General features: G+C 59.4%; 21 protein-coding genes and 2 pseudogenes. 19 read left to right on the top strand and 4 right to left on the bottom strand.

Annotated elements, in window-relative coordinates; all coding sequences use genetic code 11:
* Positions 1 to 213 precede the first annotated feature (213 nt).
* The 9 genes from B4F27_RS11290 (at position 214) to B4F27_RS11250 (ending at position 10992) form a co-directional block, all read left to right on the top strand.
* On the top strand, positions 214 to 792 hold the full coding sequence (locus tag B4F27_RS11290) for an ImuA family protein (RefSeq protein ID WP_074637810.1): 579 nt from the start codon (positions 214 to 216) through the stop codon (positions 790 to 792).
* Entirely contained in the window at positions 743 to 2206 is a 1464-nt protein-coding gene (locus tag B4F27_RS11285) for a Y-family DNA polymerase (protein WP_414717697.1), read from the top strand. The genes B4F27_RS11290 and B4F27_RS11285 overlap by 50 nt, the downstream gene beginning before the upstream one ends.
* Complete coding sequence (locus B4F27_RS11280) at positions 2203 to 5466, top strand: error-prone DNA polymerase (RefSeq protein ID WP_286759703.1); 3264 nt, start codon at positions 2203 to 2205, stop codon at positions 5464 to 5466. Before B4F27_RS11285 ends, B4F27_RS11280 begins: the two co-directional genes overlap by 4 nt.
* 197 nt (positions 5467 to 5663) lie before the next feature.
* Positions 5664 to 6653: a DctP family TRAP transporter solute-binding subunit gene (locus tag B4F27_RS11275; RefSeq protein ID WP_286759702.1), complete on the top strand. Its 990-nt coding sequence runs from the start codon at positions 5664 to 5666 to the stop codon at positions 6651 to 6653.
* A gap of 14 nt (positions 6654 to 6667) precedes the next feature.
* Positions 6668 to 7024 (top strand): cupin domain-containing protein, encoded by a 357-nt coding sequence (locus tag B4F27_RS11270; RefSeq protein ID WP_005848253.1) that lies wholly within the window; start codon positions 6668 to 6670, stop codon positions 7022 to 7024.
* Entirely contained in the window at positions 7021 to 7494 is a 474-nt protein-coding gene (locus tag B4F27_RS11265; protein WP_132998403.1) for a TRAP transporter small permease, read from the top strand. Before B4F27_RS11270 ends, B4F27_RS11265 begins: the two co-directional genes overlap by 4 nt.
* Positions 7491 to 8774 (top strand): TRAP transporter large permease, encoded by a 1284-nt coding sequence (locus B4F27_RS11260; protein WP_286759701.1) that lies wholly within the window; start codon positions 7491 to 7493, stop codon positions 8772 to 8774. The genes B4F27_RS11265 and B4F27_RS11260 overlap by 4 nt, the downstream gene beginning before the upstream one ends.
* 29 nt (positions 8775 to 8803) lie before the next feature.
* Positions 8804 to 10048, top strand: coding sequence for a Zn-dependent hydrolase (locus tag B4F27_RS11255; protein ID WP_286759700.1), 1245 nt, complete (start codon positions 8804 to 8806; stop codon positions 10046 to 10048).
* A complete protein-coding gene (locus B4F27_RS11250) occupies positions 10045 to 10992 on the top strand; it encodes an ornithine cyclodeaminase family protein (RefSeq protein WP_286759699.1) in 948 nt (315 codons plus the stop codon). Before B4F27_RS11255 ends, B4F27_RS11250 begins: the two co-directional genes overlap by 4 nt.
* Here the strand turns inward: B4F27_RS11250 and B4F27_RS11245 are convergent.
* Positions 10974 to 11906, bottom strand: coding sequence for a LysR family transcriptional regulator (locus B4F27_RS11245; RefSeq protein WP_286759698.1), 933 nt, complete (start codon positions 11904 to 11906; stop codon positions 10974 to 10976). The genes B4F27_RS11250 and B4F27_RS11245 overlap by 19 nt on opposite strands.
* Positions 11907 to 12073: 167 nt before the next feature.
* Between B4F27_RS11245 and B4F27_RS11240 the strand changes: the two genes are divergently transcribed.
* The 10 genes and pseudogenes from B4F27_RS11240 (at position 12074) to B4F27_RS11195 (ending at position 20153) form a co-directional block, all read left to right on the top strand.
* The gene (locus B4F27_RS11240; protein WP_083776444.1) at positions 12074 to 12418 is read left to right on the top strand and encodes a RidA family protein; all 345 of its coding nucleotides are present in this window, start codon (positions 12074 to 12076) and stop codon (positions 12416 to 12418) included.
* Positions 12419 to 12524: 106 nt separating this feature from the next.
* Complete coding sequence (locus B4F27_RS11235) at positions 12525 to 13139, top strand: RraA family protein (RefSeq protein WP_286759697.1); 615 nt, start codon at positions 12525 to 12527, stop codon at positions 13137 to 13139.
* A 54-nt stretch (positions 13140 to 13193) separates the two neighbouring features.
* Positions 13194 to 14726: an ABC transporter substrate-binding protein gene (locus B4F27_RS11230; protein ID WP_286759696.1), complete on the top strand. Its 1533-nt coding sequence runs from the start codon at positions 13194 to 13196 to the stop codon at positions 14724 to 14726.
* A 70-nt stretch (positions 14727 to 14796) separates the two neighbouring features.
* Positions 14797 to 15717: an ABC transporter permease gene (locus B4F27_RS11225; RefSeq protein WP_005848269.1), complete on the top strand. Its 921-nt coding sequence runs from the start codon at positions 14797 to 14799 to the stop codon at positions 15715 to 15717.
* Positions 15717 to 16589 (top strand): ABC transporter permease, encoded by an 873-nt coding sequence (locus tag B4F27_RS11220; RefSeq protein ID WP_286759695.1) that lies wholly within the window; start codon positions 15717 to 15719, stop codon positions 16587 to 16589. The genes B4F27_RS11225 and B4F27_RS11220 overlap by 1 nt, the downstream gene beginning before the upstream one ends.
* A gap of 5 nt (positions 16590 to 16594) precedes the next feature.
* The gene (locus B4F27_RS11215; RefSeq protein WP_414717696.1) at positions 16595 to 17569 is read left to right on the top strand and encodes an ABC transporter ATP-binding protein; all 975 of its coding nucleotides are present in this window, start codon (positions 16595 to 16597) and stop codon (positions 17567 to 17569) included.
* On the top strand, positions 17566 to 18516 hold the full coding sequence (locus tag B4F27_RS11210) for an oligopeptide/dipeptide ABC transporter ATP-binding protein (RefSeq protein WP_286759693.1): 951 nt from the start codon (positions 17566 to 17568) through the stop codon (positions 18514 to 18516). The genes B4F27_RS11215 and B4F27_RS11210 overlap by 4 nt, the downstream gene beginning before the upstream one ends.
* Before the next feature lie 140 nt (positions 18517 to 18656).
* Positions 18657 to 18911 (top strand): annotated as a pseudogene (locus tag B4F27_RS11205) (transposase); the annotation flags it as partial.
* 228 nt (positions 18912 to 19139) lie between these two features.
* Positions 19140 to 19744, top strand: a pseudogene (locus B4F27_RS11200) (IS110 family transposase); the annotation flags it as partial.
* Positions 19745 to 19811: 67 nt separating this feature from the next.
* On the top strand, positions 19812 to 20153 hold the full coding sequence (locus B4F27_RS11195; protein WP_286759692.1) for a C4-dicarboxylate ABC transporter substrate-binding protein: 342 nt from the start codon (positions 19812 to 19814) through the stop codon (positions 20151 to 20153).
* Positions 20154 to 20326: 173 nt separating this feature from the next.
* Here the strand turns inward: B4F27_RS11195 and B4F27_RS11190 are convergent, their stop codons facing one another.
* The 3 genes from B4F27_RS11190 to B4F27_RS11180 are packed head-to-tail and all read right to left on the bottom strand — an operon-like array spanning position 20327 to position 24306.
* Positions 20327 to 20920: a TetR/AcrR family transcriptional regulator gene (locus B4F27_RS11190; protein ID WP_286759691.1), complete on the bottom strand. Its 594-nt coding sequence runs from the start codon at positions 20918 to 20920 to the stop codon at positions 20327 to 20329.
* Between the two features lie 27 nt (positions 20921 to 20947).
* Positions 20948 to 22687 (bottom strand): aldehyde dehydrogenase family protein, encoded by a 1740-nt coding sequence (locus B4F27_RS11185; RefSeq protein ID WP_286759690.1) that lies wholly within the window; start codon positions 22685 to 22687, stop codon positions 20948 to 20950.
* Positions 22684 to 24306: a long-chain fatty acid--CoA ligase gene (locus B4F27_RS11180; protein ID WP_286759689.1), complete on the bottom strand. Its 1623-nt coding sequence runs from the start codon at positions 24304 to 24306 to the stop codon at positions 22684 to 22686. Before B4F27_RS11180 ends, B4F27_RS11185 begins: the two co-directional genes overlap by 4 nt.
* Positions 24307 to 24364: the final 58 nt, after the last annotated feature.

The following is a 24364-nucleotide window of genomic DNA, read 5'->3' as shown; positions in this document are numbered from 1 at the left end:
GGGATGGAGCAGCCCGGTAGCTCGTCAGGCTCATAACCTGAAGGTCGTAGGTACAAATCCTACTCCCGCAACCAAATACAAAATACGTTATAGGAAACGCCCGCAAGCGGCGTATCGCCCAAGCGGGCGCTGGTTCTAGACGGATCAAAGTTCAGTGGCGGGTCAAGATGTCTTCAATGTGCATCTTTTGTTCCGTCTTGTATGATCTGAGCCATGGCCCAGTTCGAATCTCACTTTCCGCTCAAGAATACCCGCACCCATGAGGTTTGCGGGGCGTCTGCCTATGCTTTTGCATATGCATTGGCCGGTCAGGTCTGTGGCGCGAATGGCGGGGCCGCGCTTTGGGTGCGTGAGGCATGGCACGGCACGCAGATCAATCCGGTGGGGGGCGCGGCTTATCTTGATCCATCGCAACTGCTGATCGCGCAGGCGCCGCGTCATATCGATGTGCTCGCCTCGACCGAGGAGGCGTTACGGTCGGGGCATGTGGCAGTGGTGATCGCAGAGCTCACACAGCCCATTGGGTTGACGGAAGGGCGGCGTTTGCAACTGGCTGCGCAAGAAGGCAACGCCACAGGGCTTTGCATTTTGCCGGAAGGAATGGGGAACAATGCTGCGCAGACCAGATGGCACTGCACCCCTGTTTTTGACGAGGGCAACACAGCGGAGGACTCGACTCTGCAAAATTGGAAACTTATAAAGAACAAATCAGGAACATTGGCGGCTTGGACTGTGAAGTGGAATGCGCAAACGCGTCGCATCAGTGTGGTTTCCCCGACTGCCCAGCGATAGGGTGCTGCGCGCGCGGACGCGTGAGGCCGCCAATAGCGATCGCCCTTTCGCGCTGGTGCAACACGCGAAAAATACCGACCGCATCTACTGTTTGAACCAAGCGGCAGAGGCGCAGGGGTTGCATCGTGGCATGGGGTTGTCAGATGCCCGTGCCTATTGCCCCGAGCTTTACAGCGCAGCAGCCAACCCCCAAGAGGACGCGCGGTTTTTGCAATCACTTGCCCGGTGGAGCAAACGATACTGCCCTTGGGTGGGGGTGGATGGGAGGGATGGTTTGGTCCTGAACATCACCGGGTCAGTGCATCTGTTTGGCGGTGAGGCGGAAATGCTGGATGATATGCGTCACCGCCTAGCGCGTGCGGGGCTGACCGGGCGTATCGCGGCGGCCGATACCCGCGGGGCAGCTTGGGCGCGCACGCATTATGCCCGCAAGCCCGATGCGGATATCACTGCATTGCCCGTTGCTGCGCTGCGTCTTGACGAGAAAACTGACACGGCGTTGCAGCGGCTTGGTCTGCGGAAAATCTCGGACCTATTGGCTTTGCCCCGCATGACAATCGCGCGTCGTTTCGGGCCGCATGTCATGTTGCGACTGGATCAGGCAATGGGCACCCAGGACGAGACGATCACACCGATTGGCGAGGCACCGCACTATGCTGTGCGCATGACTTTACCCGAGCCGATTGGGCTGAGCGCTGATGTGATGGCGGGCACGAAAAGGTTGCTGGATCAGCTTTGTGACAATTTGAAACGTCAGGCCATGGGGGCACGGCGATTGCAGTTAACGATGCGGAGGGTGGATCAGGGCGCGCAGCAAATCGAACTGCGTCTCGCTGCACCAATGCGCGATGCAATGCGTATTTTGCCCCTTTTTGACCGGGGGATCCGGACTGTGGATGCGGGCTTTGGCATCGACCAGTTACGGCTTGAAGCGACGCAGGTTGAAAACCTTGCCGACGCGCAAATCACCGCGGCCACGGCGGCGCGCCCTGACGGGCTGGAGGATCTGATCACCCGTCTTGGTAACCGGATCGGGCTTGAAAACATTCAACGGTTTCTACCGGCAGACAGCCATATCCCCGAGCGGAGCTTTCAAATCGTACCAGCGGCCTACAGTACCGCCACGGGATCATGGTCCACTCTGCGGCCGCGCCCTTTGTGCCTGTTCCCGCCGGAACCTATCGCAGCTAGCGGGGCACGGCCGCCCGCACAGTTTCGCTGGCGCCGGATGTCGCTGACCACGGGGCGGGCGACAGGGCCTGAACGTATCGCCCCTGAATGGTGGTTGCCAAATGACAACTGGCGGTCAGGTGTGCGGGATTATTGGAAAGTGGACACAACGCAGGGCCGGCGGTTGTGGTTGTTTTATACGCCGCAAAATCCGAACTGGTTTGTGCAGGGTGAATTTCCATGAAGGCGCGAAACCCCTCTCTGGATCCCGGCTATGCGGAACTGTGTTGCACGTCTAATTTTACGTTCCTGCGGGGGGCATCCCACCCAGAGGAATTAGTCTCTCGGGCGGCCGAGTTGGGGCTGAACGCCTTGGCCATCACAGACCATAATTCACTGGCCGGGGTCGTTCGGGCCTATTCCGCTCTGAAAGAGCTTCGTCGCGAGTTGGCGGCTGATGCGCCTTTGCCAAGGCTTGTTATCGGGGCGCGGCTGATCTTGCGCGATAGCGATACCCATTGGGTCGCATTGCCCCACGACCGTGAAGCCTATGCGCGGTTGACGCGGTTATTGACCCTTGGCAAACGACGTGCCCCCAAAGGGGCCTGCTATCTGGACCTGCCCGATCTGGTTCAAGGCTGTGCGGGCATGAGCTTGATTGCCGTGCCGCAAGCGTCCCTAAAAGCCAGCCAGCCCGATATTGCGACGCTGAAAAAACACTTTCCTGCGGATGTCTTTATCGGTGTCGCGCCGCGCTATGATGGCAGTGATCAACGCTATTTTGATGCCTGCGCCACCCTCGCGCATCGCACCGCAGCGCCGATGGTGGCCGTGGGGGATGTGTTGATGCACCACGGTGCGCGACGGCAGTTGGCTGATGTTCTGACCTGCCTGCGCCACAATATTACGATCGATCAAATCGGTACGCGTGCCTTACCCAACGCTGAAAAACGCCTCAAGCCCGAAGCTGACATGAAACGCCTGTTCGCCCGTCACCCGGCGGCCTTGCGCCGCACGACACAGATCGCGGCCAGATCCAGCTTTTGCCTGTCCGAACTCAGCTATGATTACCCGGACGAGATCGCAGACAATGAAACGCCCCAGGACCGTTTGGCGCGGTTGGCGTCCGAGGGGCTGAAGGTCCGCTATCCCAAGGGGGCACCCGCGCGGGCCATTGCGCAAATGGAAAAAGAACTGGCGTTGGTCAAGACGCTCGATTTTCCGGCCTATTTCCTCACGGTGCATGACATCGTTCAATTCGCGCGCTCCAAGGGGATCTTGTGTCAAGGGCGGGGGTCCGCGGCCAATTCGATCTTGTGCTATCTGTTGGGCATCACCGACGTCAGCCCCGAGACGATTACCATGGTGGTGGAACGCTTTGTGTCAGAACATCGCGGAGAGCCGCCGGATATCGACGTCGATTTCGAACATGAACGCCGCGAAGAGGTCATCCAGCATATCTACGCCAAATACGGCCGGCACCGCGCCGGGCTTTGCGCCACGGTGATCCATTTCCGCTCGCGCGCGGCGATCTCTGAGGTGGGCAAAGTTATGGGCTTGTCCAAGGATGTCACGGCCAATCTCTCTGGGCAAATCTGGGGCACCAGCAATGGCGGGCCGGACCCCGAGCGCGTTAAACAACTGGGGCTTGATCTATCGGAACCGCGTCTGGCGCTGACCATCAAGCTGATTGGTGAAATCATCGGGTTTCCGCGACATCTGAGCCAGCATGTCGGCGGGTTTGTCATCACCAAAGGGCGATTGGATGAGCTTTGCCCTATCGAAAACGCCGCGATGGATGACCGCACGATCATCGAATGGGACAAGGATGATATCGACGCTCTGAATATTCTGAAGGTCGATATCCTGTCGCTTGGGATGCTCACCTGTATCCGCAAAAGCTTTGATATGATCGCGCAACATGGGGGCAAAGAATACAGCATCGCCAGCATACCCCAAGATGATGCGCAAACCTATGACATGCTGTGCGTTGCGGATGCCATTGGTGTGTTTCAGGTGGAAAGCCGCGCGCAGATGAACTTTCTGCCGCGGATGAAGCCCCGTGAATTATATGATTTGGTGATCGAGGTGGCGATTGTGCGCCCCGGCCCCATTCAGGGCGGCATGGTACACCCCTATATCAATCGCAGGCAGGGGAACGAAGCCGTGGTTTTCCCCTCGAAAGAGCTGGAAGACGTGCTGGGCAAAACGCTTGGCGTGCCATTGTTCCAGGAACAAGCCATGCAGATCGCTGTCGTCGCAGCCGGGTTCCTGCCAAGCGAGGCAGACCAGCTGCGCCGTTCTATGGCGACCTTCAGGCGGATGGGTACGATTGGCCAACTTCGCGATAAATTCATCAATGGCATGTTGGCGCGGGGCTATGAAAAAGCTTTCGCCGAGAATTGCTTTTCCCAGATTGAGGGTTTTGGCGAATACGGTTTCCCTGAAAGCCATGCCGCTGCTTTTGCAATGCTTGCCTATGTATCGGCCTGGCTGAAATGCCACCATCCGGCAGCCTTTGCCTGCGGGTTGCTGAATGCGCAGCCTATGGGGTTTTATGCGCCCGCCCAGATCGTGCGCGATGCCCGCGAGCATCACATCGAAGTGCGCCCCGTCTGCGTCAACACAAGCGAATGGGACAACACGCTTGAAAAGCGCAGCGACGGGGCACTGGCTTTGCGATTGGGGTTTCGCCAGATCAAAGGCTTTCGTGAAGAGGATGCAGGGTGGATCGTTGCCGCGCGTGGCAATGGCTACCCCGATCCCGAAGCTTTGTGGTTAAGGGCAGGGCTTTCGCCCTCGGTTCTGGAACGTTTGGCCGAAGCCGACGCCTATGCAGGGCTTGGCTTGGGACGACGCGACGCGTTGTGGGCGGTAAAAGCGATCAAAGGCAACGCGCCCTTGCCGTTGTTCAATGATAAGATCGAGGGCGAGGGCATTGCCGAACAGCCCGTCACCTTGCCCGCAATGCATTTAGGGCAGGAAGTGGTCGAGGATTACGTGGCCATGCGCCTGTCGCTGAAAGCCCACCCGATGGAACTGTTGCGCCCGGCCATGACGGGGCTGACAGCTCATGACGCGCTGCCCGAGGTGCCTTTGGGGCCTATGGCACAAAGGCCCATTTCTGTCTGCGGTCTGGTGATCACGCGGCAACGGCCCGGTACGGCGTCGGGTGTCGTTTTCCTGACGCTTGAGGATGAAACAGGTGTGTCAAATGTGGTGGTCTGGAAAAAGGTCTATGCACAATTCCGCCGCGCGGTGATGACGGGGCGCTTGCTGCGCATCACCGGGCATGTACAACGCGAAGGTATCGTGGTGCATGTGATTGCGCATACCATCGAAGACGTGTCGCACTATCTCAGCCGTCTCGGCCATCCGATGGATGATGCGGTAGGCATCACGCAACCCCAAGCCGACGACGCACCAAGATCCCGCACCCAACCCCGTGCCATGCATCCCCGCGATCAGGCCAAGCGTTTGTTCCCAAGCAGGGATTTCCACTAGTCGTGCGCTTTGCAGGGCGACCCATGAGCGGGCGCGCATGATGTGGGCAAGCCTTCACGCCGCGCGAAAGTGCAGTCCTGTGGTCAGACCGTTGAGCATTCAAGAAAGCTTTTTCAATTATAGGTCCAGCCTATTTGCGTAGAAACGGCGATCCGTATTTCTTCTGTTCCAAATAATGCACAACAGGAGAGTCCAAAATGAAATCCCCCACCACATTGATCAAAGGCGGCCTGCTGGCGGCCAGCCTTATGGCCTTTGCGCCGCTTGCGGCCCTGGCTGATGACGTGTCGATCCGTCTTGGCCACGTTCTGCCGGAAAGCCACAGCTGGCACGTTGCCGCCACTGGTTTCGCCGAAGAGGTCAACAACCGCACAGAAGGTCGCGTTTCGATCAAGGTTTTCCCCTCCGGGCAGCTTGGCAGCGAAAAGGAAGTGATTGAGGGGCTGCAATTCGGGTCGGTGCAGGCCGGGCTGATCGGTTCCGGGTCGTTCCAGGGGATAGAGCCGCGCATGGGCATCATCGAGATGCCCTATGCTTGGGGCGCGCGCGATCAGGCTTTTGCCGCGCTTGATGGCGATCTGGGCGTTGCGCTGGCCGATATGCTCGATGGCAAGGGGATCAAGGTTCTGGGCTGGTGGGAAAACGGTTTCCGCAACATCACCAACAACGTCCGCCCCGTTGAAAAGCCCGAAGACCTCGCCGGTCTGAAAATCCGTGTCACGCCCGACAAAGTGCGCTTGGCAACATTCGAAGGTCTGGGCGCAGAACCGGCACCCCTGTCGTTTGGTGAGCTATACTCCGCGCTGCAACAGGGGCTGTTTGATGCGCAGGAAAACCCGCTGGCGATCATCTATTCCGCGTCCTTCTTCGAAGTGCAGAAATACGTCTCGCTGTCTGAACACATCTGGGGCGCTGCCACGCTGACCATGTCGAAATCCGTCTGGGACAAGATCTCTCCCGAGGATCAGGCCATCGTCATGGAAGCCGCCACATCCTGGGGCCTGAAACAGCGCGACATGGTTGCCGCCGCCAATGACAAGCTGATCGCCCAACTGGAAGCAGAAGGCATGCAGTTCAACGAGGTCGACAAAGCCGCCTTTATCGAAGCGGTCGCACCGATCTGGGAAAGCCAGAAGGACGTATATGGCGAAGAGCTTCTGACCATCCTGGACCAGTACCGCAAATGACTTTGCGGCCTGAAATGACACAAGTTGCATCGGTCGAGCCGGTGCAACTTTACGACTTCACACAAAAGGTGCTGTTTTCCCCGGCTCAACGCGGCGAGGGCTTTATCAAGCTTTCGGTGACCACCGGTAAGAAAGGCGCGAAGTCTACCGCGCACAGCCATCCCCGCGACGAGGTTACGCTGACGCTGAAGGGCGAGGCGATCCTGCGGGCAGGGGGCGAGGAATACCACATGACCGAAGGCACCGCCATGCGCCTGCCACCGGGGCTTGACCACACGGTCGAGGTAATTTCGGACGAATGGGTCGTCGTCGCGGCCTATTGTGACGAATGCATGCTCTGCCGCGGCCCAGAAGGATTTTTGAAACCATGACTTTCGGGAACGGGTCGCTGCGGGCGGCCATTCTTATCGACCGCGCGGCCCGCTGGGTTGGTGCGGCGCTGGTGGCGGGGTTTGCGGCGATGGTCGTCTATGTCGTGATCTCGCGCTACCTGTTCTCATCGACCCCTCGTTGGGCCGAGGAACTGCCCCGCATGGCGCTGGTCTGGCTGACCTTTGTGGGGGCCATTTCGGGGTTTGTGCGGGGCACGCATTTCCGTGCGGGGTTGCTTGACCTGGTGACCATGCCCGCACCGCTGCGCCGGGTTTTTGCCGTTCTGGCATGGCTGGCGAGCTTTGTTTTTCTTGCGGTGTTCATCTGGACCGGCTGGAAGCTGACCCAGATCACATGGGCGCATCAGACCACCGCGCTCTCGCTGCCGGTGGGGCTTTTCTACCTTTCACTCCCCGTTTGCTGCGGCGTTGCACTGCTGGGCCTGATCCTGAAAGGGGGCCGCGCATGAGCCTCGCGCTTGCTTTGCTTCTTGTCGTCTTCGTCCTCTTGGTGCTGCTGGATGCGCCCATTGCCGTGGCGCTTGGTCTGTCATCGATGTTTTATTTGGTGATCGCCGATGCCGCGCCCCTGATCGTTGTGGCGCAGCGCGCGGTGGCGGGGATCAACAGCTTTACACTGCTGGCTATTCCGCTGTTCCTGCTGGCGGGTCTGCTGATGGTCCACGGCGGGCTTGCGCCGCGGATCATCGCGCTGTGTTCGGCCCTTATCGGGCGGCGCACCGGCGGGTTGGCGATGGTGATGATCATCGCCTGTATGATGTTCGGGTCGCTTTCCGGCTCCGGCGTGGCCGACGTGGTGGCCATTGGCACGATGATGCTGCCCGCGATGAAGGATCAGGGCTATGCCCCCGGCTTTTCAGCCTCTGCCTTGGGCTGTGCTGGTTCGCTTGGTACCGTTATCCCGCCGTCAATCGTGCTGATTGTCTACGGCACCGCCACCAACAGTTCGATCGGCCAGCTTTTCGTGGCTGCGATCATCCCCGGCATCCTGCTGGGCCTCGGCCTCATGCTGGTGGCGTGGTGGATTTCGCGCCGCAACGGATGGCAGGGCGGAGAGCCGTTTTCCTGGGGTGAGCTGGGACGTGCCGCCAAGGGCTCGATCCTGGCGATGCTGGCACCGATCATCATTGTGGGGGGCATTCGCCTTGGCATCTTCACCCCGACCGAAGCTGCGGGCATCGGCGTGGCCTATGCGCTTTTCATCGGCGTTTTCGTCTATCGCGCGCTGTCACTTTCCACCCTGATGCGACTGTTGCGGGAAACCACCGAGATGACAGGGGTGATCCTGCTGGTGATCGCTTCGGCCTCGGTCTTTGGCTGGATCCTCGCGGCCGAGCAAGTGCCGCAGATGGCGGTCAACGGTATTACGCAGGCCACGCAAAGCGGCACTGTCGCCTTGCTGATGATGATGGCGGTCCTGTTGATCCTTGGCACTTTCATGGAAAGCATCGCGATCATCCTGATCCTTGCGCCGGTGTTCCTGCCGATCCTTGGCCACTACGGCATCGATCCGGTTTACTTCGGCATCCTGCTGACCATCAACCTCGCCATTGGTGCCAATACGCCCCCGTTGGGGATCGACCTCATGGCCGCCTGTCGGGTGGGTGAAACCCCGCTCAGCGCGTCGTTCAAATACTTGATCCCGTTCCTTGGCGTGATGGTCGGCGTGCTGCTGCTTCTCGTCCTCTTCCCTGCACTGATTACCGAACTTCCGGGCATCCTGTTTTGATCCCGGCCCTCGAAAGAAAGAAGGTTTCCATGTCGATTACCCCCGATACCCGTGTCGATCTTGACCGTTTCTGGTCCACCATCGAAGCCTCCGGCGAGATCGGTAAAGGCCGCCCCGGCGGGCTGTCGCGCCTGACGCTTGGCGATGCCGACCGGGACATGCGCGATCTGTTCCGGTCCTGGTGTGAAGAGGCCGGTTTGACCGTTGAAGTGGATGCCGCCGGCAATATCTTTGGCCGTCGCGACGGCAGCGACAACGATCTGCCGCCGATCCTGATTGGCAGTCACCTTGATACCCAGATCAATGGCGGGCGGTTCGACGGGATCGCCGGCGTGCTGGCCGGGCTCGAGGTGATCCGCTGCCTGAACGATGCGGGCCATGTCACCAAACGCCCCATCGTGGTGGTCGACTGGACCAACGAGGAAGGCGCGCGGTTCTCTCCTCCGATGGTCGCCTCGGGCTGTTTCGTTGGGAAATATGACATCGACTGGGTGCATGATCTGATCGGCGATGATGGCGCGCGCTTCGGTGATGAGCTTGAGCGCATCGGCTATAACGGCGAACGCGTTTGCAAGGCCGGCGAGATCGACGCCTATTTCGAGCTGCATATTGAACAAGGGCCGATCCTTGACGCCGAGAAGCGGCAGGTCGGCATTGTCACCGGCGGCTACCCGGTGCGCGGGATGCGGGCGTCGTTCAAGGGGCAGACCTCGCACACCGGACCAACGCCGATGGACCTGCGCAAGAACGCGCTGGCGGCGGGGGCGCGCTGGCTGACCGCGGTGGATGACATCGGCTGGGATTTCGCGGTGCATGACGGCAAGGCCACCGCCGCGCGGTTGACCGCTTGGCCCAACAAGCCGGGGATCCTGTCCGACACAGCCGAAGCCGTTTGTGACGTGCGCCACCCCGATCCCATCACCACCCGCGCCATGGCCGAAAAGATGCGCCGGGCCCTGTTCGAATCCGCCGCACGGTGTGGGTGTGAGGCCGTGATCGAGGATGAATGGGAATGGGGCGGCGACATCTTTGACCACGAGATGATCGACGGCATCCGCGACGAGGCTATCCGCATGGGCTTCAACTGGCGTGATATCGAAAGCCAGGCAGGTCACGACGCCTATTTCCTTGCCACCCATTGCCCGACGGCGATGATCTTTGCGCCTTGCGAAAACGGCATCACCCACAACAATGAAGAAAACTGCACACCAGAGGATTTCGTCGCCGGGCTAAATATTCTGCTGCATGCCGTCGTCAAACGGGCTGATCGATGAGCGCATTGATCGGACACGAGGCGCTTGAAACCGCGCTGGATTGGCCCGATCTGATCGGCCAGTTGCGCGACTGGTATCGCGGCAAGGCGGTGCAGGCACCGGACCGGCAGGTTTTGACGATTGAGCAGCCGGACGGCACCGAGGCATCTTTGCTGATCATGCCCGCCTGGGTTCCCGGTGAAAGCATTGGCGTCAAGGTGGTGACCTTCTTTCCCGAAAACGCCGCCAAGGGCCGCCCGACGATCAATGCGGGCTATCTGCTGTTCGATGGGGAAACCGGGCAAATGCAGGCCGCACTGGACGGTGATACACTGACCGCGCGGCGCACGGCGGCGGCGTCGGCACTGGCGGCGGATCTACTGGCGCGCAGGGATGCGCGTGATTTATTGATCGTCGGTACGGGGCAGCTTTCCCTCGCCGTCGCAGCGGCACATTGCGCGGTGCGGGCCTACACCTCGGTTTCAATCTGGGGGCGCAGCGGTGAAAAGGCTGCGGCGATTGCCTCAACGCTTGGGGAGCAGGGTCTGCCCGCTCGGGCCGTCGACGACCTTGAAACAGCGTGTCGCGCGGCGGATGTGGTCAGCACGGTTACGGCCTCGATCAGGCCCATCATCCAGGGGGACTGGCTCAAACCCGGCAGCCACCTTGATCTGATCGGAGCATTCAAGGGCGACATGCGTGAAAGCGACGATCAGGCGATCCTGCAGGCCGAGGTTTTTGTCGATCTGCGGGCAGGGGCATCGCTTGCGGGGGATCTGTCGCAGCCATTGGAAGCGGGGCAGATCACGCCAGAGCATATTCGCGCTGACCTGGCCGAATTGTGTCAGGGTGCCCATCCCGGCCGTCGCGATGACAGTGCCCGCACCGTTTTCAAATCCGCGGGCATGGCGCTTCAGGATCTGGCAGCGGCGACAATGGCAAGCGATCACACCATATTGGGGTAAATCGCCAGCAGCTCTTGCGCGATATCCACAAATTTCTGCTCCGAGGGAGATAGCTTTTCTCTCGGGGCGTGCACCAGATAGACGTCGGCCCCAATCGTTTCATCTGTAATCTTGATGGGCCACAGGTCGCCGCGCCTGATGTCGTCCTGCGCGGCCATGAGGGGCAGGATGCCAATGCCCATACCCGCCACGATCATTCTTCGGACCTCTTCGATGTTGGTGCTTAGCCCGTTGATGCGATTGCCAAGCCGTGTGCCTTCGCGCAGGACCGACATCGGCTCCAGCCCCATGCCTTCGGTGGCGCAGGCAAAGCTGATAAAGGGCTCGCGCTGAAGATCGCGGAGCGCGACGCTTTCCTGCCCGAACAGCGGATGCTCGGCCCCGCAGAAGACACAGAACTCCTCGCGAAACAGACGGATCGAGGGCAGGTTGACCAAGGGGGCGGCCAATAGGCAGAACCCGATCGTGCCACGCCCCTGCTGGATCGAGCGCACGATCGCCTGACTGTTCTGGACCTCACTTTGGAAGGCCACGGAAGGATAACGCTGATGATAAAGCCGCAGCAATTCGTCCATCATCGGTGACATCAGATTGCTGATAATCTGATAGCGGACCTGCCCGCGTTCCTCTTCTTCGGCGTCGCGGACCAGAAGATTGATCCGTTCGGCACTGTGAAAGATCTCGCGGCATTCCTGAAAAATCTTGTCGCCACGGGTTGTCAGTTCGAAGTGGCGGCTGTCGCGAAAGACAAGCTGGCACCCCAGTTGCGCTTCGAGCTTTTGCAACGCATTGCTCACCGAAGGCTGGCTCAGGCTCAGCCGTTTTGCGGCCTTCGTGATGCTTTCCTCCTTCGCAATCATGTAAAACATGCGCAGAAGGTTCCAGTTCAGATCGGATTGCGGCAAAGCGTTCATGCGGATGATTCGTTTCTTGCTTGGGTCTGAGTAGAGTTTCCTATTTTTCATCACCTATCACATAGTCAACGCGAATGCCTAAAATTGACTGTGACTATGGTGTGCAACTGTGCGCGTGGGGCAGGTTCGGCTAAGCTTGCCACTCATTTCATCAGAAAGCACAAAACATGACCATCACTCGTTTGCACCCCGGCCCCCGCATGAGCCAGGCCGTCGTTCACAATAACACCGTTTACCTTGCCGGTCAGGTCGGCACCGCCGGCGCCGATGTCGCGACCCAGACCCAAGATTGTCTGGACGCGATCGACCGCTTGCTGGCAGAGGCAGGCAGCGATAAATCCAAGCTGCTGCAGGTCACCATCTGGCTTGCTGACATGGCCGATTTCCAGGATATGAACGCAGTCTATGATGCGTGGATTGACCCTGCCAACCCGGCGGCGCGCGCTTGTGGTGAGGCCAAGTTGGCGACACCGGACTACAAGGTAGAATTTCTCGTGACCGCCGCGATCTGATCGCCGCTTTCTAGCCGGAGATTATGCGAGCCATAATCTCCGGCTATTTGACCCTGCCGCTCTCCCGTCGCCATCCTTTCTTACACATCAGGCGACAGGACAGGGCATGACATTTCAAATCGATCTTTCGGATATCGAAACAGCGACGCTGGGGCATTTTCTTGAATCCGGTTTCATGTCCCCCGCGCTGCAGGGGCTGTTGCCGCATCGAACTGTTTTTGGCCCCGCGCTGACCGTGCGTATGCTTGGCGATGATGGCGCGATGCTGACCGAGGCGCTGTCCGCTGCACAACCCGGACAGGTCATCGTTATCGACCGTTGTGGTGATCTGCGCCATGCCTGTTGGGGGGCAGTCACGACCGCTGCCGCCAAGGCACGCGGCGTGGTGGGGGCGGTGATCGACGGCTTTGTCACCGACCGCTCCGCCATAGAGGAAGAAGACTTTCCAGTCTGGTGCCGTGGACGGTCCCCCATCACGACCAAGCCGCGTGGGCTTGGCGGCGACTTCAACGTGACCGTGGGGTGTGGCGGCGTCTCAGTCCGGCCCGGCGACATTATTCTGGCCGACGAAAACGGGGTTGCCGTGCTGGACAAAGATCAGGCTGAAACCCACGCCGCGCGCGCCCGAAAAATGCAGGCGGCCGAGATTACAATCCTCGCACGGCTGCGTGCTGGCGAAACACTGGCTGAAATAACGCGGGGCGCAAAGCAGCCCGCATAGAACCGGATAACCGGCGCAAAACACCTTCCCTTCACTCAACCGACAGAGAGATCCATGACACAGACATTCTCCATAAAGGGCCTCACTACATTGGCCGTCCTTGCTGCCAGCACAGCGCTGACACTGGGCACACCCGCCATCGCCGACAAGGCGTCCAATACGCTCAACGTCGCTTTCGCCGCCGAGCCAGAGCCGCTGGATACCTATAAAATCGCCGGTCGTCAGGGTCTGATCCTCGCGCGGCACATCTATGACGGGTTGCTCTACAAGAACCTCGACACCGGAGAGATCGTCCCCGCGCTGGCGGAATCCTGGGAATTTACCGGCCCGCTGACGATGGAGTTCACCCTGCGCCAAGGGGTCAAATTCCACAACGGCGCCGATTTCACCGCTGATGACGTGGTTGAAACGCTCAACACCGTGATCACCCCGGAATACGGCACCCGCTATTCCATCTCGGTCGACTGGATCGACAGTGTCGAGAAGCTGGATGACTATAAAGTCCGCATTAATATGTCCAAGCCCTTTGCCGGTGCGGTAGAGATGCTGGCGGATGCACTGCCGATCTATCCGCACGCCTTCTTTGCGGAAAACGGGTCTGCGGGTATGGCCGCCACGCCGATCGGCACCGGCCCCTACAAGCTGGTGAGCCAAGAGCCGGGCATCCGCTACGAGATGGAGCGCTTTGAGGATCACTATGAAGGCAGCCCCAAATCCGGTGCCACCATCGACAAGATCTCTGTGCGCACCATACCCGAGATGAACACACAATACGCCGAGTTGATGTCGGGGTCGCTGGACTGGATCTGGCGTACTCCGCCGGATCAGGCGTCGCGTCTCGAAGGCCGTGTGCAGATCATCAGCGCACCGATCATGCGCATCGGCTATGTCGGTTTCGCCCCCGAGGCGATGGATGGCGACACGCCGATTGCAGACAAACGTGTGCGTCAGGCGCTTATCCACGCCACAAACCGCGGCGCGATTGTCGACGCTTTCGCAGGCGGCGCGTCCGAGGTTCTCAACACCCCATGCAACCCGGCGCAATTCGGCTGCGAACAGGATGTCACCGCCTATGAATACGATCCGGAGAAAGCCAAGGCGCTGCTGGCCGAAGCCGGATATGAGGACGGTTTCAAAATGGAGATGGTCTTTGCCGCCATGCCGCGCCCGACTGCCGAAGCCGTGGCCGCCGATCTTGCCAATGTCGGCGTGACGCTTGAACTGAACGAACAGCAGTACGCGTCGGGCATCGGCAAGTGGCGCGCCAAGGAGCTTCCGGCGTTCTTCTCGAACTGGGGCAGCTATGGCATCGGCGACACCGCATTCATCCTGTCGAATTTCTTTGGCGGCGGCGCGGATGACCTTGTGCAAGACGCCGAACTGGCAACCTGGCTGACCGAGGCTGATACGTCATCGGACCGCGATGTGCGCGCCAAGAACTACTCTATGGCCGTCAAGAAGATCGCCGAGGAAGCCTATTGGATGCCGATGTATAACTTCAACGTTAACTATGGCCTGTCCAACGACCTGAACTTCACGCCGCACCCGGATGAGTTCGCCCGTTGGTGGGGTGCCAGCTGGAAGTAAGCTGACCCTGTCAACGTAACGGGCCGGACAGTCCTCTCCCCGCTGTCCGGCCCCCATAACGGAAAGACCTATGCTCTCTTTCATCTCTAAACGTCTGCTCGTGGCGCTCTTGGTCTGTCTGACCGTGTCCGCGCTGAGCTTTGGCTTGATGTTCGTGTCGGGCGACCCTGCGATTGCCATCGCGGGCGCGGGTGGCCGGGCCGAGGATGCCGAAGCGATCCGGCAGGCCTATGGCTTTGACCGACCCTTGGTTGTTCAATACCTGGACTGGATCGGCAGCGCCTTGACCGGAAATCTGGGGCAGAGCATCTATTTCAATGTGCCGGTGACAGAGATCATCGGCAACCGTGCCGGCGTCACGCTGGCGCTTGGCTTTATCTCGTTCCTCGTCGCTTTGGTGATCGCCGTGCCTTTGGGAGTCGCCGCGGCGCTCAGACCGAACGGCTGGATCGACCGCCTTGCGCTGGTGATCGCCGTGTCCGGGCAGGCAATCCCGAGCTTCTGGTTGGGGTTGATGGCCATCGTGGTCTTTGGGGTCTGGTATGGCTGGGTCCCCATTTCGGGTGCTGACACATGGCAGGGATACATCCTGCCCGTGATCGTGCTGAGCTATTACGCTATCCCCGAACTCATGCGCATCACACGCTCGGGCATGATCGACGTGCTGGCCACGGATTATGTCCGGGCGGCCAAGGCCAAGGGCCTGCCGATGCATCTTGTGATTTCACGCCATGCCTTGCGCAATGCGGTGCTGCCGCTTGTATCACTGGCAGCGGTTCAACTGGGCCAGCTTCTATCCGGCTCCATCGTGATTGAAAGTGTCTTTGCGCTGAACGGGCTGGGGCGGCTGGCGTGGGAATCTCTTCTGCGCAGCGACCTGCCGGTGGTGCAGGCGATCATCCTGATCCTGTCGCTGCTTTACGTGCTGCTGACCATGCTGGCCGATATTCTGAACGCGGTGCTGGATCCGCGCCTAAGGGGGGGCTCCTGATGTCCGACGTCACTATCGAAACGGCCCGCCCGTCTGTCTGGCGCAAGATGCGCGGCAATACGGGTGGATTGATCGGGGGCACGCTGCTGACAGCTATCATCCTGATCGCTTTGCTTGCACCGCTGCTGGCCCCGCATGACCCAATCGCGCAGGATCTGAGCCGCCGACTGCTGCCACCCTTCTGGCATGATCGCGCGGTGCCGGAACACCTGCTCGGGACCGATCACCTTGGGCGCGATTATCTATCTCGGATGATCTATGGCGCGCGGGTGTCGCTGGGTGTCGGGCTTGGGGTGATCCTTGTGTCCGGTGCCATCGGGATCACGCTTGGCCTGATCGCGGGCTATTTCGGGGGCTGGATCGATATGGTTATCAGCTTCGCCATCACAACAAGGCTATCACTGCCCATCGTGCTGGTCGCACTGGCGGCGGTGGCATTGGGCGGCGCGTCGCTGACCACGCTGATCACCGTTCTGGGGCTGCTTCTGTGGGACCGGTTCGCCGTCGTCACGCGCGCCGCCGCTCAAAGCTTGCGACATCAGGAATTCATCATGGGCCTGCGATCCATCGGCGCGAGCCGCACGCGCATCCTGTTTCTCGAGATTTTACCCAATATGCGCGCCACGATCCTTGTCGTCGTCTCGCTTGAGGTCGCAAACGTCATCCTGCTCGAAGCGGCCCTGTCCTTCCTTGGGTTGGGCGTGCGCCCGCCGACGCCAAGCTGGGGGCTGATGATCTCGGAAGGGCGCGACAATATCCTCTTTGATCCATGGTTGATCGCACTGCCCGGATCGGCGCTCTGCCTGCTGGTGCTGGCGGTGAACCTGTTCGGCGATGGTATGCGCGATATAACAGGGCCTGCACGAAAGTGACTGAAATGATGCTTGATATTCGAAACCTGAAGGTGTCGATCCCCACCGACCGAGGCATGTTGAACGCGGTTCGGGGTGTCGACCTGCAAATCGCTGAAGGAGAGACTCTGTGCCTTGTCGGCGAGTCGGGTTGTGGCAAGTCGCTTACCGCGACGTCTATCATGGGGCTGCTGCCGCGCTACGCCAAGGTGACGAGTGACCGGTTCGACATGGCGGGGCAGGATCTGACGACCAAGACCGATGCCAAGCTGGCAAAGCTGCGCGGCCGCGATGTGGCGATGATCTTTCAAGACCCGACCAGCGCGCTAAATCCGACGCTTACCATTGGCCGGCAGTTGACCGAGGGCGTTATGCGCCACGAAAACTTGACCCGAAAAGAGGCTGACGCCCGCGCAGTCGAGATGCTTGACCGGGTGGGGATCGCCAATCCGGCGGCACGGCTGACGCAATATCCACACGGGTTCTCTGGTGGGCAACGCCAGCGCATCATGATCGCCTCGGCGCTGATGGGACGACCCAAGCTCTTGATCGCGGACGAGCCGACGACGGCGCTGGATGTGACCATTCAGGCGCAGATCCTGACGCTCCTGGGGCAATTGCAGGCCGATCTTGGTCTGTCACTCTTGCTGATTACCCATGATCTGGGCGTGGTGGCGGCTATCGCGAACGATGTTGCGGTGATGTATGCAGGGCGGATCGTCGAACGCGCGCCCGCCGCCGATCTTTTTGCTACGCCGCGCCACCCCTATACCAAAGGGCTGCTTGCCGCGATCCCGGTGCCGGGTGTCACCGAACGGGGCAGCGCGTTGCCCGCCATTCCGGGGCGCGTCCCGGGGTTGATCGGCACGATGGCGGGCTGCGCCTTTCGCGACCGCTGCACCATTGCCGGACCTGAATGCGCTGTCGATCCAGTGCCACGCGTAAGCGCCGGGGGGGCGCAATTCATTGAATGCGCCAAGGCATCGGAGGTGGCCGCATGACCGCAGCGACGCCGATGATCCGCATGACCGATATCCGCAAAACCTACCGCCTGCGCCGCGGCATGTTCGCCCCGACCGAAGAATTGGTGGCCGTGAATGACCTGTCGCTCGAGGTCGCCGAAGGCGAAACGCTTGGCCTTGTCGGTGAATCCGGTTGCGGCAAAAGCACGGCGGTCAGCATCATGCTGGGCTTGTTGCAGCCCGATCGCGGCGAGGTCGAGATCGCGGGCCAGAAGGTCGACACCATGCCCGTGGCGGACCGTGTGCGGTTGATCCAGCCCGTATTTCAGAACCCCAATGCCTCGCTTAACCCGGTCAAACGTATCCAGACTCTGGTTGGCCAGCCGCTGCGACTGCATGGCGGCACGCATGTCGATGCAGAGGTCAAGCGGATGCTTGATCTGGTCGGGCTGCCATCACGGCTCGCCGATGCCTATCCCGGGGAGCTTTCTGGCGGGCAAAGGCAGCGGGTCGCCATCGCGCGTGCGCTAATCCTCGGACCGCGTGTCTTGATCTGTGACGAGCCGACCTCGGCGCTTGATGTCTCGGTGCAGGCGCAGATCATTAACCTGTTGCTATCGCTGAAGAAAGAACTGGGCCTTACCATGGTTTTTGTCAGCCACAATCTTGCGGTGGTCGAACATTTGGCGGACCACGTGGCCGTTATGTATCTCGGGCAGAAGATTGAAGAAGCCGCGACAGATGCGCTCTTCGAGGATGCCAGCCACCCCTACACCCGTGCGCTGCTTGCCGCGACCCTGCTGCCGGACCCAAAGGCGGGACTGCCTGAAGCAAAGCTTGGCGCAGCAGCGGCGGACCCCTTTGCAGCGCGTCAGGGCTGTCATTTTGCGCCGCGCTGTCCTGAGATGAGACAGAGCTGTATCGAGGGCCCGCAAAAGCTACGGAAACTGCGCGAAAGCTTGGTCAGATGCGAAAGAGCGGTGTGACCACCGCATTTTCTCAAAGCTGCAAGACGCGGTACGTAGCCAAAAGTCGTTGCGCCTTTGCTTCTAAGGGCGCGACGATATTGAATAGCCCCTAGATTTGTAGACGCTTTCTTCCCTAACTTTGAGGCAAGGAGGCCGTTATGGGGAAGCCAAATTTCAGTGAAGATTTCAAGCGCGATGCCGTCCATCAGATAACAGTGCGGGGGTATGCCGTTCGCGAGGTTTCGGAACGGTTGGGCGTCAGTACATATTCGCTGTACAAATGGATGAAGCTCTACGCAAAGGCTGCGTCACAGACATCATCTGTTGACCATGAAGCTGAGAACCGCAGGCCCAAGCGTGAGTTGGCGCGGATGACGGAGGAGCGTGACATCCTGAAAAACCGTTCAGGGGTGGAGCCCGCCTGCGCGCGGTAGAAACAGCCTGTGCTATGTTGAGTTATGAAGGGCAGCGGCCGTTCGCTTATTGGTGGTCTGTCTTGGGTCAGAACCCCGTTAAAAAACGTGGTCCATGGGTTGATGCGAACTTGAGAGTGGTGACGCTGTTTTGCAGTGATCCCGGTTGAGGCAAGATGACAGATCTGCATAGCCCGCGCCCTTCTGTAGCCAACAGGAGGACAGACAATGGCAAAGCAAAAGACCTGCAAGGCCCCAGCAATTGAGACTGTGAACGTCGGAGCTGCGGCAGTTGATATCGGTTCGCGTGAACACATGGCGGCCGTCAATCCGGATGTGACAGATACGCCAGTGCGTGCCTTCGGCACCTTCACCCATGATCTGCATGACTTGGCCTATTGGTTTAAGTCGCACGGGGTGACCAGCGTCGCGATGGAATCCACGGGCGTGTATTGGATCCCAGCCAACGAGATACTCGAGCAGCATGGCTTCGAGGTCGTCTTGGTGAATGCGCGCTACGCCAAGAATGTACCGGGCCGCAAGACAGACGTCAGCGATGCGAGTTGGCTGCGGCAGTTACATTCCTATGGGCTCTTGCGCGGCAGCTTTAGACCATCGGCACAGATCGCGACGTTACGCGCGTATCTGCGCCAACGAGAACGGCTGGTGGAATATGCAGCCGCGCACATCCATTGACCGGCAGGGTATCGCATAGCGATGTCCCGAGAGGGGAGCACATGCAAAAGGCACTGATGGAGATGAACGTCCAGCTGCATCATGTCGTCTCTGATATCACCGGCGTGACGGGGATGAAGATCATCCGTGCGATTGTTGGGTAATCCCCCATTAAAAAGGGGGGGATTACCGTCCGAGGCGTCGCGCAACGTACTGTTCGACTAGATGGCATACTATCTTGCGCAGCACCGGGTCGAGTTCGACACGGATGTTGAAAAAGCGGTTTCCGCCGCCAAAGAAGGCGGCATGAAGATTTTCGAACCTGATCAGGCTCTGACGGAAGCGCTGGCGGAATCTGTGACCGCCGACGAGGCCGTGCTGATCGAGAACGCCAAGAGCCGCGGTATTGAGAACCCCGAAGCGCTGCTGGCAGAATACAAGCGCATCGTTGATCGCTGGGCTGCCCTGCTGGCGGATGTGGATCACAGCGATACCTATGCATTGGCAGCATTGGCCAAAGCAGAGATCTACGACAAGTTGGACCGCGCAAACTACGGTATGAACTAACCCACATATATTATGTACAGTCCCGCGGCGCTGCCAAAGCGCCTCGGGGTTCCTACCGCCCTGCGACCTCATAGCGTTTTGATCAAAACGCTACCAGCAATGTAGACTGTCATTCGAAGGCGCGAAAATGATCAGAAGGCTGTTTGCAGCACTTGATGCAGACGCAGGTGGGGTTACCCGGCAGCGGCTTTGAGCACCTCGGTCATTTCCTCCAACTCACGCGGGCGACCAGAAACGCTCAACTGCAGCAAATATCGAAAAGCGCCGTCGAAACGCAGATAAAGAAGTTCCTTGGCTTTTCGCTCAGAGGCTATCGGATTCATCATCTCGATCAGCTGTTCTTCAATCTCGTCAACGACGGGAACGAAAGCTTGGTCAAATAGCGCTTGGTTTCGAATGTCGTACCAAAGCCGATGAAGCTCGGCTTCGGTACTGATCGTTTCTGCCAAAGCAGTACAGAACGCTGTCTTGATGCGATCTGGGTTGGAAATACCCCTGACAGATGCAGAAATTGTTCTGGCAAACTCGCTTTTGTACTGTCGCACACAGTAGATCAGAAGCTCGTCCTTATCCTCAAAATAGTAGTGCAGACTGCCAAGCGACATTTCTGATTGCGACGCAATATCACGCAGGGTCGTACGGGCATAACCATAAAGCTTAAGCGCGCTGATCGCACTTTGCGCAATCTCGCGTTTGCGGCTCTCACGCTTGCGGGCCTTATTCGCTTTTCGGTCCGCAAGCCTACCTGTTTGGGTCATGTCGTTCATCGGGCACTCACATTTGTCCCTGCCGACCTAGCCCAAAAGGGCGTGAAAGAAAATACGCGGCAGCTTGAACCAGCTGGGTTTGTGCTGAAACCGGGTCAGCAAGCGACCGATATGATGCTGACGCTTGTTGGACACAAACCAGGGCGGCCGGGGCAGCAGGCTCATCCCGCCGGATAGCAGATTGCGCGGGAAGGGGCGGAACGGGGCCTCGATCACCGTGCGTTCAACGTTTTCAAGCATGAAGGTATTGTGGACGGTACCCACACCAGACTGGACGTTTTGCAAGGTTGCGCCAGCAAAGCCGCCCCAGGGACAGGCAGTCACCAGAAAGGCAAGGCCGGACCACGCGTTGATCGCAATCGCGCCATAGCGGAATTCGGCGATGATCTCTTCGAACCGCTTGCGGCCCATAGCCCGGATCGTGGCAGGGTGGATGATGATATTGCCGCCCAATGTGCCATAGAGCGTGTCATTCGCCCATTTAATCGCTTCGATCATATAGGTTTCGGCATCTTGTGCCTCGATATGCATGACACCAAGCGCAGATGTGAAGACTTCGGTCTGGGCCAGCCAATCGCTATCACCCTCGGCCATATCGGCAAGATAAAGCGGAGCCACATCCGCCCCACGATCCAGCTTTTGTGGGCTTTTGGCGTGATCGACAAAGGCCTTTTGACGATCTTCGGCACCGGGATAATAAGCGGCCCGTTTGGTGTGCTTGGCCATCACATCGGCGACATTCCCCATCAGCTCGGCTGTCTTATCCCAGCCTTTCGGCAAAATAAGGCTCTGCACCGCGACACAGTTAAAGCCACCGTTATGCAGCTTCATGGTGGCGATGTTCTCCGCATGAAAGCGCAAGTCCGCCTTGGTCCACGGCCCTGGTACGACAATGGTGGGGCAAACGGCACCAAGCTCGGATGTCATGTGTCGGGTGTTTTTCGGCGTGTTGGCGGCCTTGTTCTTCTCGCCTTCCTCGCCTGGCCCCCAGACGATCAGATCATGGGTGGCGCGCGCGCCGGTGATGTGGATTTCCTCGACCAGCGGATGCGTCGTAAGATAGGCCCCCGCCGGACCATCGCCACGATGGATACGTAGTGCGTCGCGGTCGATCAGCGGCTTCAGGGCGGCCTGCAAAGGTTCGGTCAGGTAGTCGTTGACCGGGTTCATTTTAAGCAAGACCACCTGGTTTTCCAGAAAGAGCTTCTGAAAAGCATCCAGCGGCGTGATCGCGGCGATATTGCCGGCGCCCAGAACCAGCGCGACCTTGCCACGCCGTTGGTCTGCCGGAATGTCATAGGCTGATGCAGCGTTGTTCTTGAGGTTGGCGGGGGTCACGCCTTTTTGCATCCAGACATCCGCATGCACGCCCGAAATCAACAACCGATCCCAGATCGAATGTGGCACAACGCGCACGGCGGTTTGACCGCTTGGCAGGCTGCGTTTCTTTAGACCGTCCAGAAAGGTTTTGCCTTCCATCTGCGACAGCGTATCGATCAGACCGTTGCAGCAGGACATGACGGCATAGGGCCCCGATGTCCATTCCTCCCCCAAGAGAGGGGAACCTTGCGGGATGCCCTTGGCCTTACCCGCCGCATCGACCCATTCGTCGGCGACGCGCATCAGATTGTCTTTGACTGCCTGCAGAACCGCGATGCGGTCGTCCAGCGAGGTTCGCGCCCAACGGTCCTTCGCCGCGTCGAGGGCTTTTAGGTCGACGTCATAGGCTGCTTGCAGATCGGGGGTGAAGTTACTTTGATGTTTCATGCGGCTCCCTCCAGAAGGATGTTCGCGTAGGTCTCGCGTAGTTTGAGTTTCACCACTTTGCCCGTGGCACCTAGGGGCAGTTCATCGACAAAGATCACCCGATCTGGCACCTGCCAGCTGGCGACTTTGCCGTCGTAGATTTTCAGAAGCTCCGCTTCGGAGACGTCACCGGATTTGACCGCGATCAGGATCGGACGCTCGTCCCATTTAGGGTGATGGGCAGCGATGGCGGCGGCATTTGCGATCGCCGGGTGACCGATTGCGATGTTTTCAAGTTCGACCGTAGAGATCCATTCGCCGCCGGATTTGATGATGTCCTTTGAACGGTCTCGGATCACCATGAAACCATCCGCATCAATCGTGGCAACATCGCCAGTGTCGAACCAGCCATCGGGGGTCAGCGCCGAGTCTTCTTTGTTGAAATAGCTGTGGACTACCCAAGGACCGCGCACCTGCAGGTCGCCCTGTGTTGCCCCGTCTTCGGGCAGTACATTCCCGGACTCATCTACCAGCCGGATTTCTATCCCGTAAACAGAGCGGCCCTGGCCCACGCGAATGTCGGTTTGCGCTTCGGTCGACAGACCCTCGTGGCGCTGCAGCAGACGGTTGACCGTCGCGAGGGGGCTGGTCTCTGTCATGCCCCACGCTTGAATCAATTCGACATCATATTTGTCACGGAACGCCGTATACATCGACGGTGGCATCGGTGCGCCACCGACAATGGTGCGGGTCAGGCTTGGCAGTTTAGAGCCGGATTTCTCCAACGCCGCTAATAGCCCCATCCAAATTGTGGGCACGCCAAAGGCAGCAGTCACCTGTTGGGTGTCGATCAGGTTGGCCAGGCTGTCCCCATCCAGCCCCGGACCCGGCAGCACCAGTTTTGCACCAGCCGACGCCGCAGTATAGGGCACGCCCCACGCATTGACGTGGAACATTGGCACAACCGGCATCACCGTATCACAGGCCGAGATCGCAAGCCCGTCGGGCTGGTTGCCCACGAGCGCATGGAGCAAGGTCGACCGATGGGAATAAAGCACGCCTTTCGGGTTTCCCGTGGTTCCGGATGTGTAGCAAAGCGAAGAGGGCTGGCGTTCATCGAGTTCGGGCCAGACAAAACCCGGGTCTCCGTCAGCGATCAATTCATCATAGAATTGCAGCCCGTCAAGCACCTGGGCCGCCTCGTCGTCCCGTGGTCCCAGCAGAACGTAGTGCTCGACCGTATCAAACCGGTCCTTCAAGTTTGCCACAGCGGGCAGGAAGGTTCGGTCAAAGAACATCACCTGATCTTGCGCGTCATTGGCGATATAGACCATCTGGTCGGGATGCAGACGCGGATTGAGGGTATGGCAGACGAAGCCTGCACCCGAACTGCCAAAGTAAATCTCGAGGTGCCGCCGGTTATTCCATGCGATGGTGCCGCACCGGGTTTCCTGCGGCAGGCCCAGTTTGGTCAGTACCGAACCCAAGCGCCGCGCATTCTTGGCAACCTCTTGCCAGTTTGTGACGTCTACTGCGCCTGAAGTTTCAACCGAGACAATTTCGGTGCGCCCGTGGCAGCGGGCTGCGTGATCGATAAGGGAAGAGATCAGCAACTGCTGGTCCATCATTTTGCCAAGCATAGAGTGGCTCCGTAATTTTGAGACGATATGGGGGCTCCCGGCCCCCCGACCGCGCCGG

The sequence above is a fragment of the Sulfitobacter sp. UBA1132 genome, assembly GCF_002311545.1.
GTDB classification, from domain to species: Bacteria; Pseudomonadota; Alphaproteobacteria; order Rhodobacterales; family Rhodobacteraceae; genus Sulfitobacter; species Sulfitobacter pontiacus.
This window is presented reverse-complemented; position numbering and strand designations above follow the sequence as displayed.

Coding starts and splice junctions, on each gene's coding strand:
- B4F27_RS11190 (WP_286759691.1), bottom strand. CDS start 20,920: ATGAACGACATGACCCAAACAGGTAGGCTTGCGGACCGAAAAGCGAAT.
- B4F27_RS11240 (WP_083776444.1), top strand. CDS start 12,074: ATGACCATCACTCGTTTGCACCCCGGCCCCCGCATGAGCCAGGCCGTC.
- B4F27_RS11195 (WP_286759692.1), top strand. CDS start 19,812: ATGGCATACTATCTTGCGCAGCACCGGGTCGAGTTCGACACGGATGTT.
- B4F27_RS11250 (WP_286759699.1), top strand. CDS start 10,045: ATGAGCGCATTGATCGGACACGAGGCGCTTGAAACCGCGCTGGATTGG.
- B4F27_RS11220 (WP_286759695.1), top strand. CDS start 15,717: ATGTCCGACGTCACTATCGAAACGGCCCGCCCGTCTGTCTGGCGCAAG.
- B4F27_RS11275 (WP_286759702.1), top strand. CDS start 5,664: ATGAAATCCCCCACCACATTGATCAAAGGCGGCCTGCTGGCGGCCAGC.
- B4F27_RS11285 (WP_414717697.1), top strand. CDS start 743: ATGCGCAAACGCGTCGCATCAGTGTGGTTTCCCCGACTGCCCAGCGAT.
- B4F27_RS11215 (WP_414717696.1), top strand. CDS start 16,595: ATGATGCTTGATATTCGAAACCTGAAGGTGTCGATCCCCACCGACCGA.
- B4F27_RS11265 (WP_132998403.1), top strand. CDS start 7,021: ATGACTTTCGGGAACGGGTCGCTGCGGGCGGCCATTCTTATCGACCGC.
- B4F27_RS11185 (WP_286759690.1), bottom strand. CDS start 22,687: ATGAAACATCAAAGTAACTTCACCCCCGATCTGCAAGCAGCCTATGAC.
- B4F27_RS11290 (WP_074637810.1), top strand. CDS start 214: ATGGCCCAGTTCGAATCTCACTTTCCGCTCAAGAATACCCGCACCCAT.
- B4F27_RS11180 (WP_286759689.1), bottom strand. CDS start 24,306: ATGCTTGGCAAAATGATGGACCAGCAGTTGCTGATCTCTTCCCTTATC.
- B4F27_RS11270 (WP_005848253.1), top strand. CDS start 6,668: ATGACACAAGTTGCATCGGTCGAGCCGGTGCAACTTTACGACTTCACA.
- B4F27_RS11280 (WP_286759703.1), top strand. CDS start 2,203: ATGAAGGCGCGAAACCCCTCTCTGGATCCCGGCTATGCGGAACTGTGT.
- B4F27_RS11235 (WP_286759697.1), top strand. CDS start 12,525: ATGACATTTCAAATCGATCTTTCGGATATCGAAACAGCGACGCTGGGG.
- B4F27_RS11225 (WP_005848269.1), top strand. CDS start 14,797: ATGCTCTCTTTCATCTCTAAACGTCTGCTCGTGGCGCTCTTGGTCTGT.
- B4F27_RS11260 (WP_286759701.1), top strand. CDS start 7,491: ATGAGCCTCGCGCTTGCTTTGCTTCTTGTCGTCTTCGTCCTCTTGGTG.
- B4F27_RS11210 (WP_286759693.1), top strand. CDS start 17,566: ATGACCGCAGCGACGCCGATGATCCGCATGACCGATATCCGCAAAACC.
- B4F27_RS11245 (WP_286759698.1), bottom strand. CDS start 11,906: ATGAACGCTTTGCCGCAATCCGATCTGAACTGGAACCTTCTGCGCATG.
- B4F27_RS11255 (WP_286759700.1), top strand. CDS start 8,804: ATGTCGATTACCCCCGATACCCGTGTCGATCTTGACCGTTTCTGGTCC.
- B4F27_RS11230 (WP_286759696.1), top strand. CDS start 13,194: ATGACACAGACATTCTCCATAAAGGGCCTCACTACATTGGCCGTCCTT.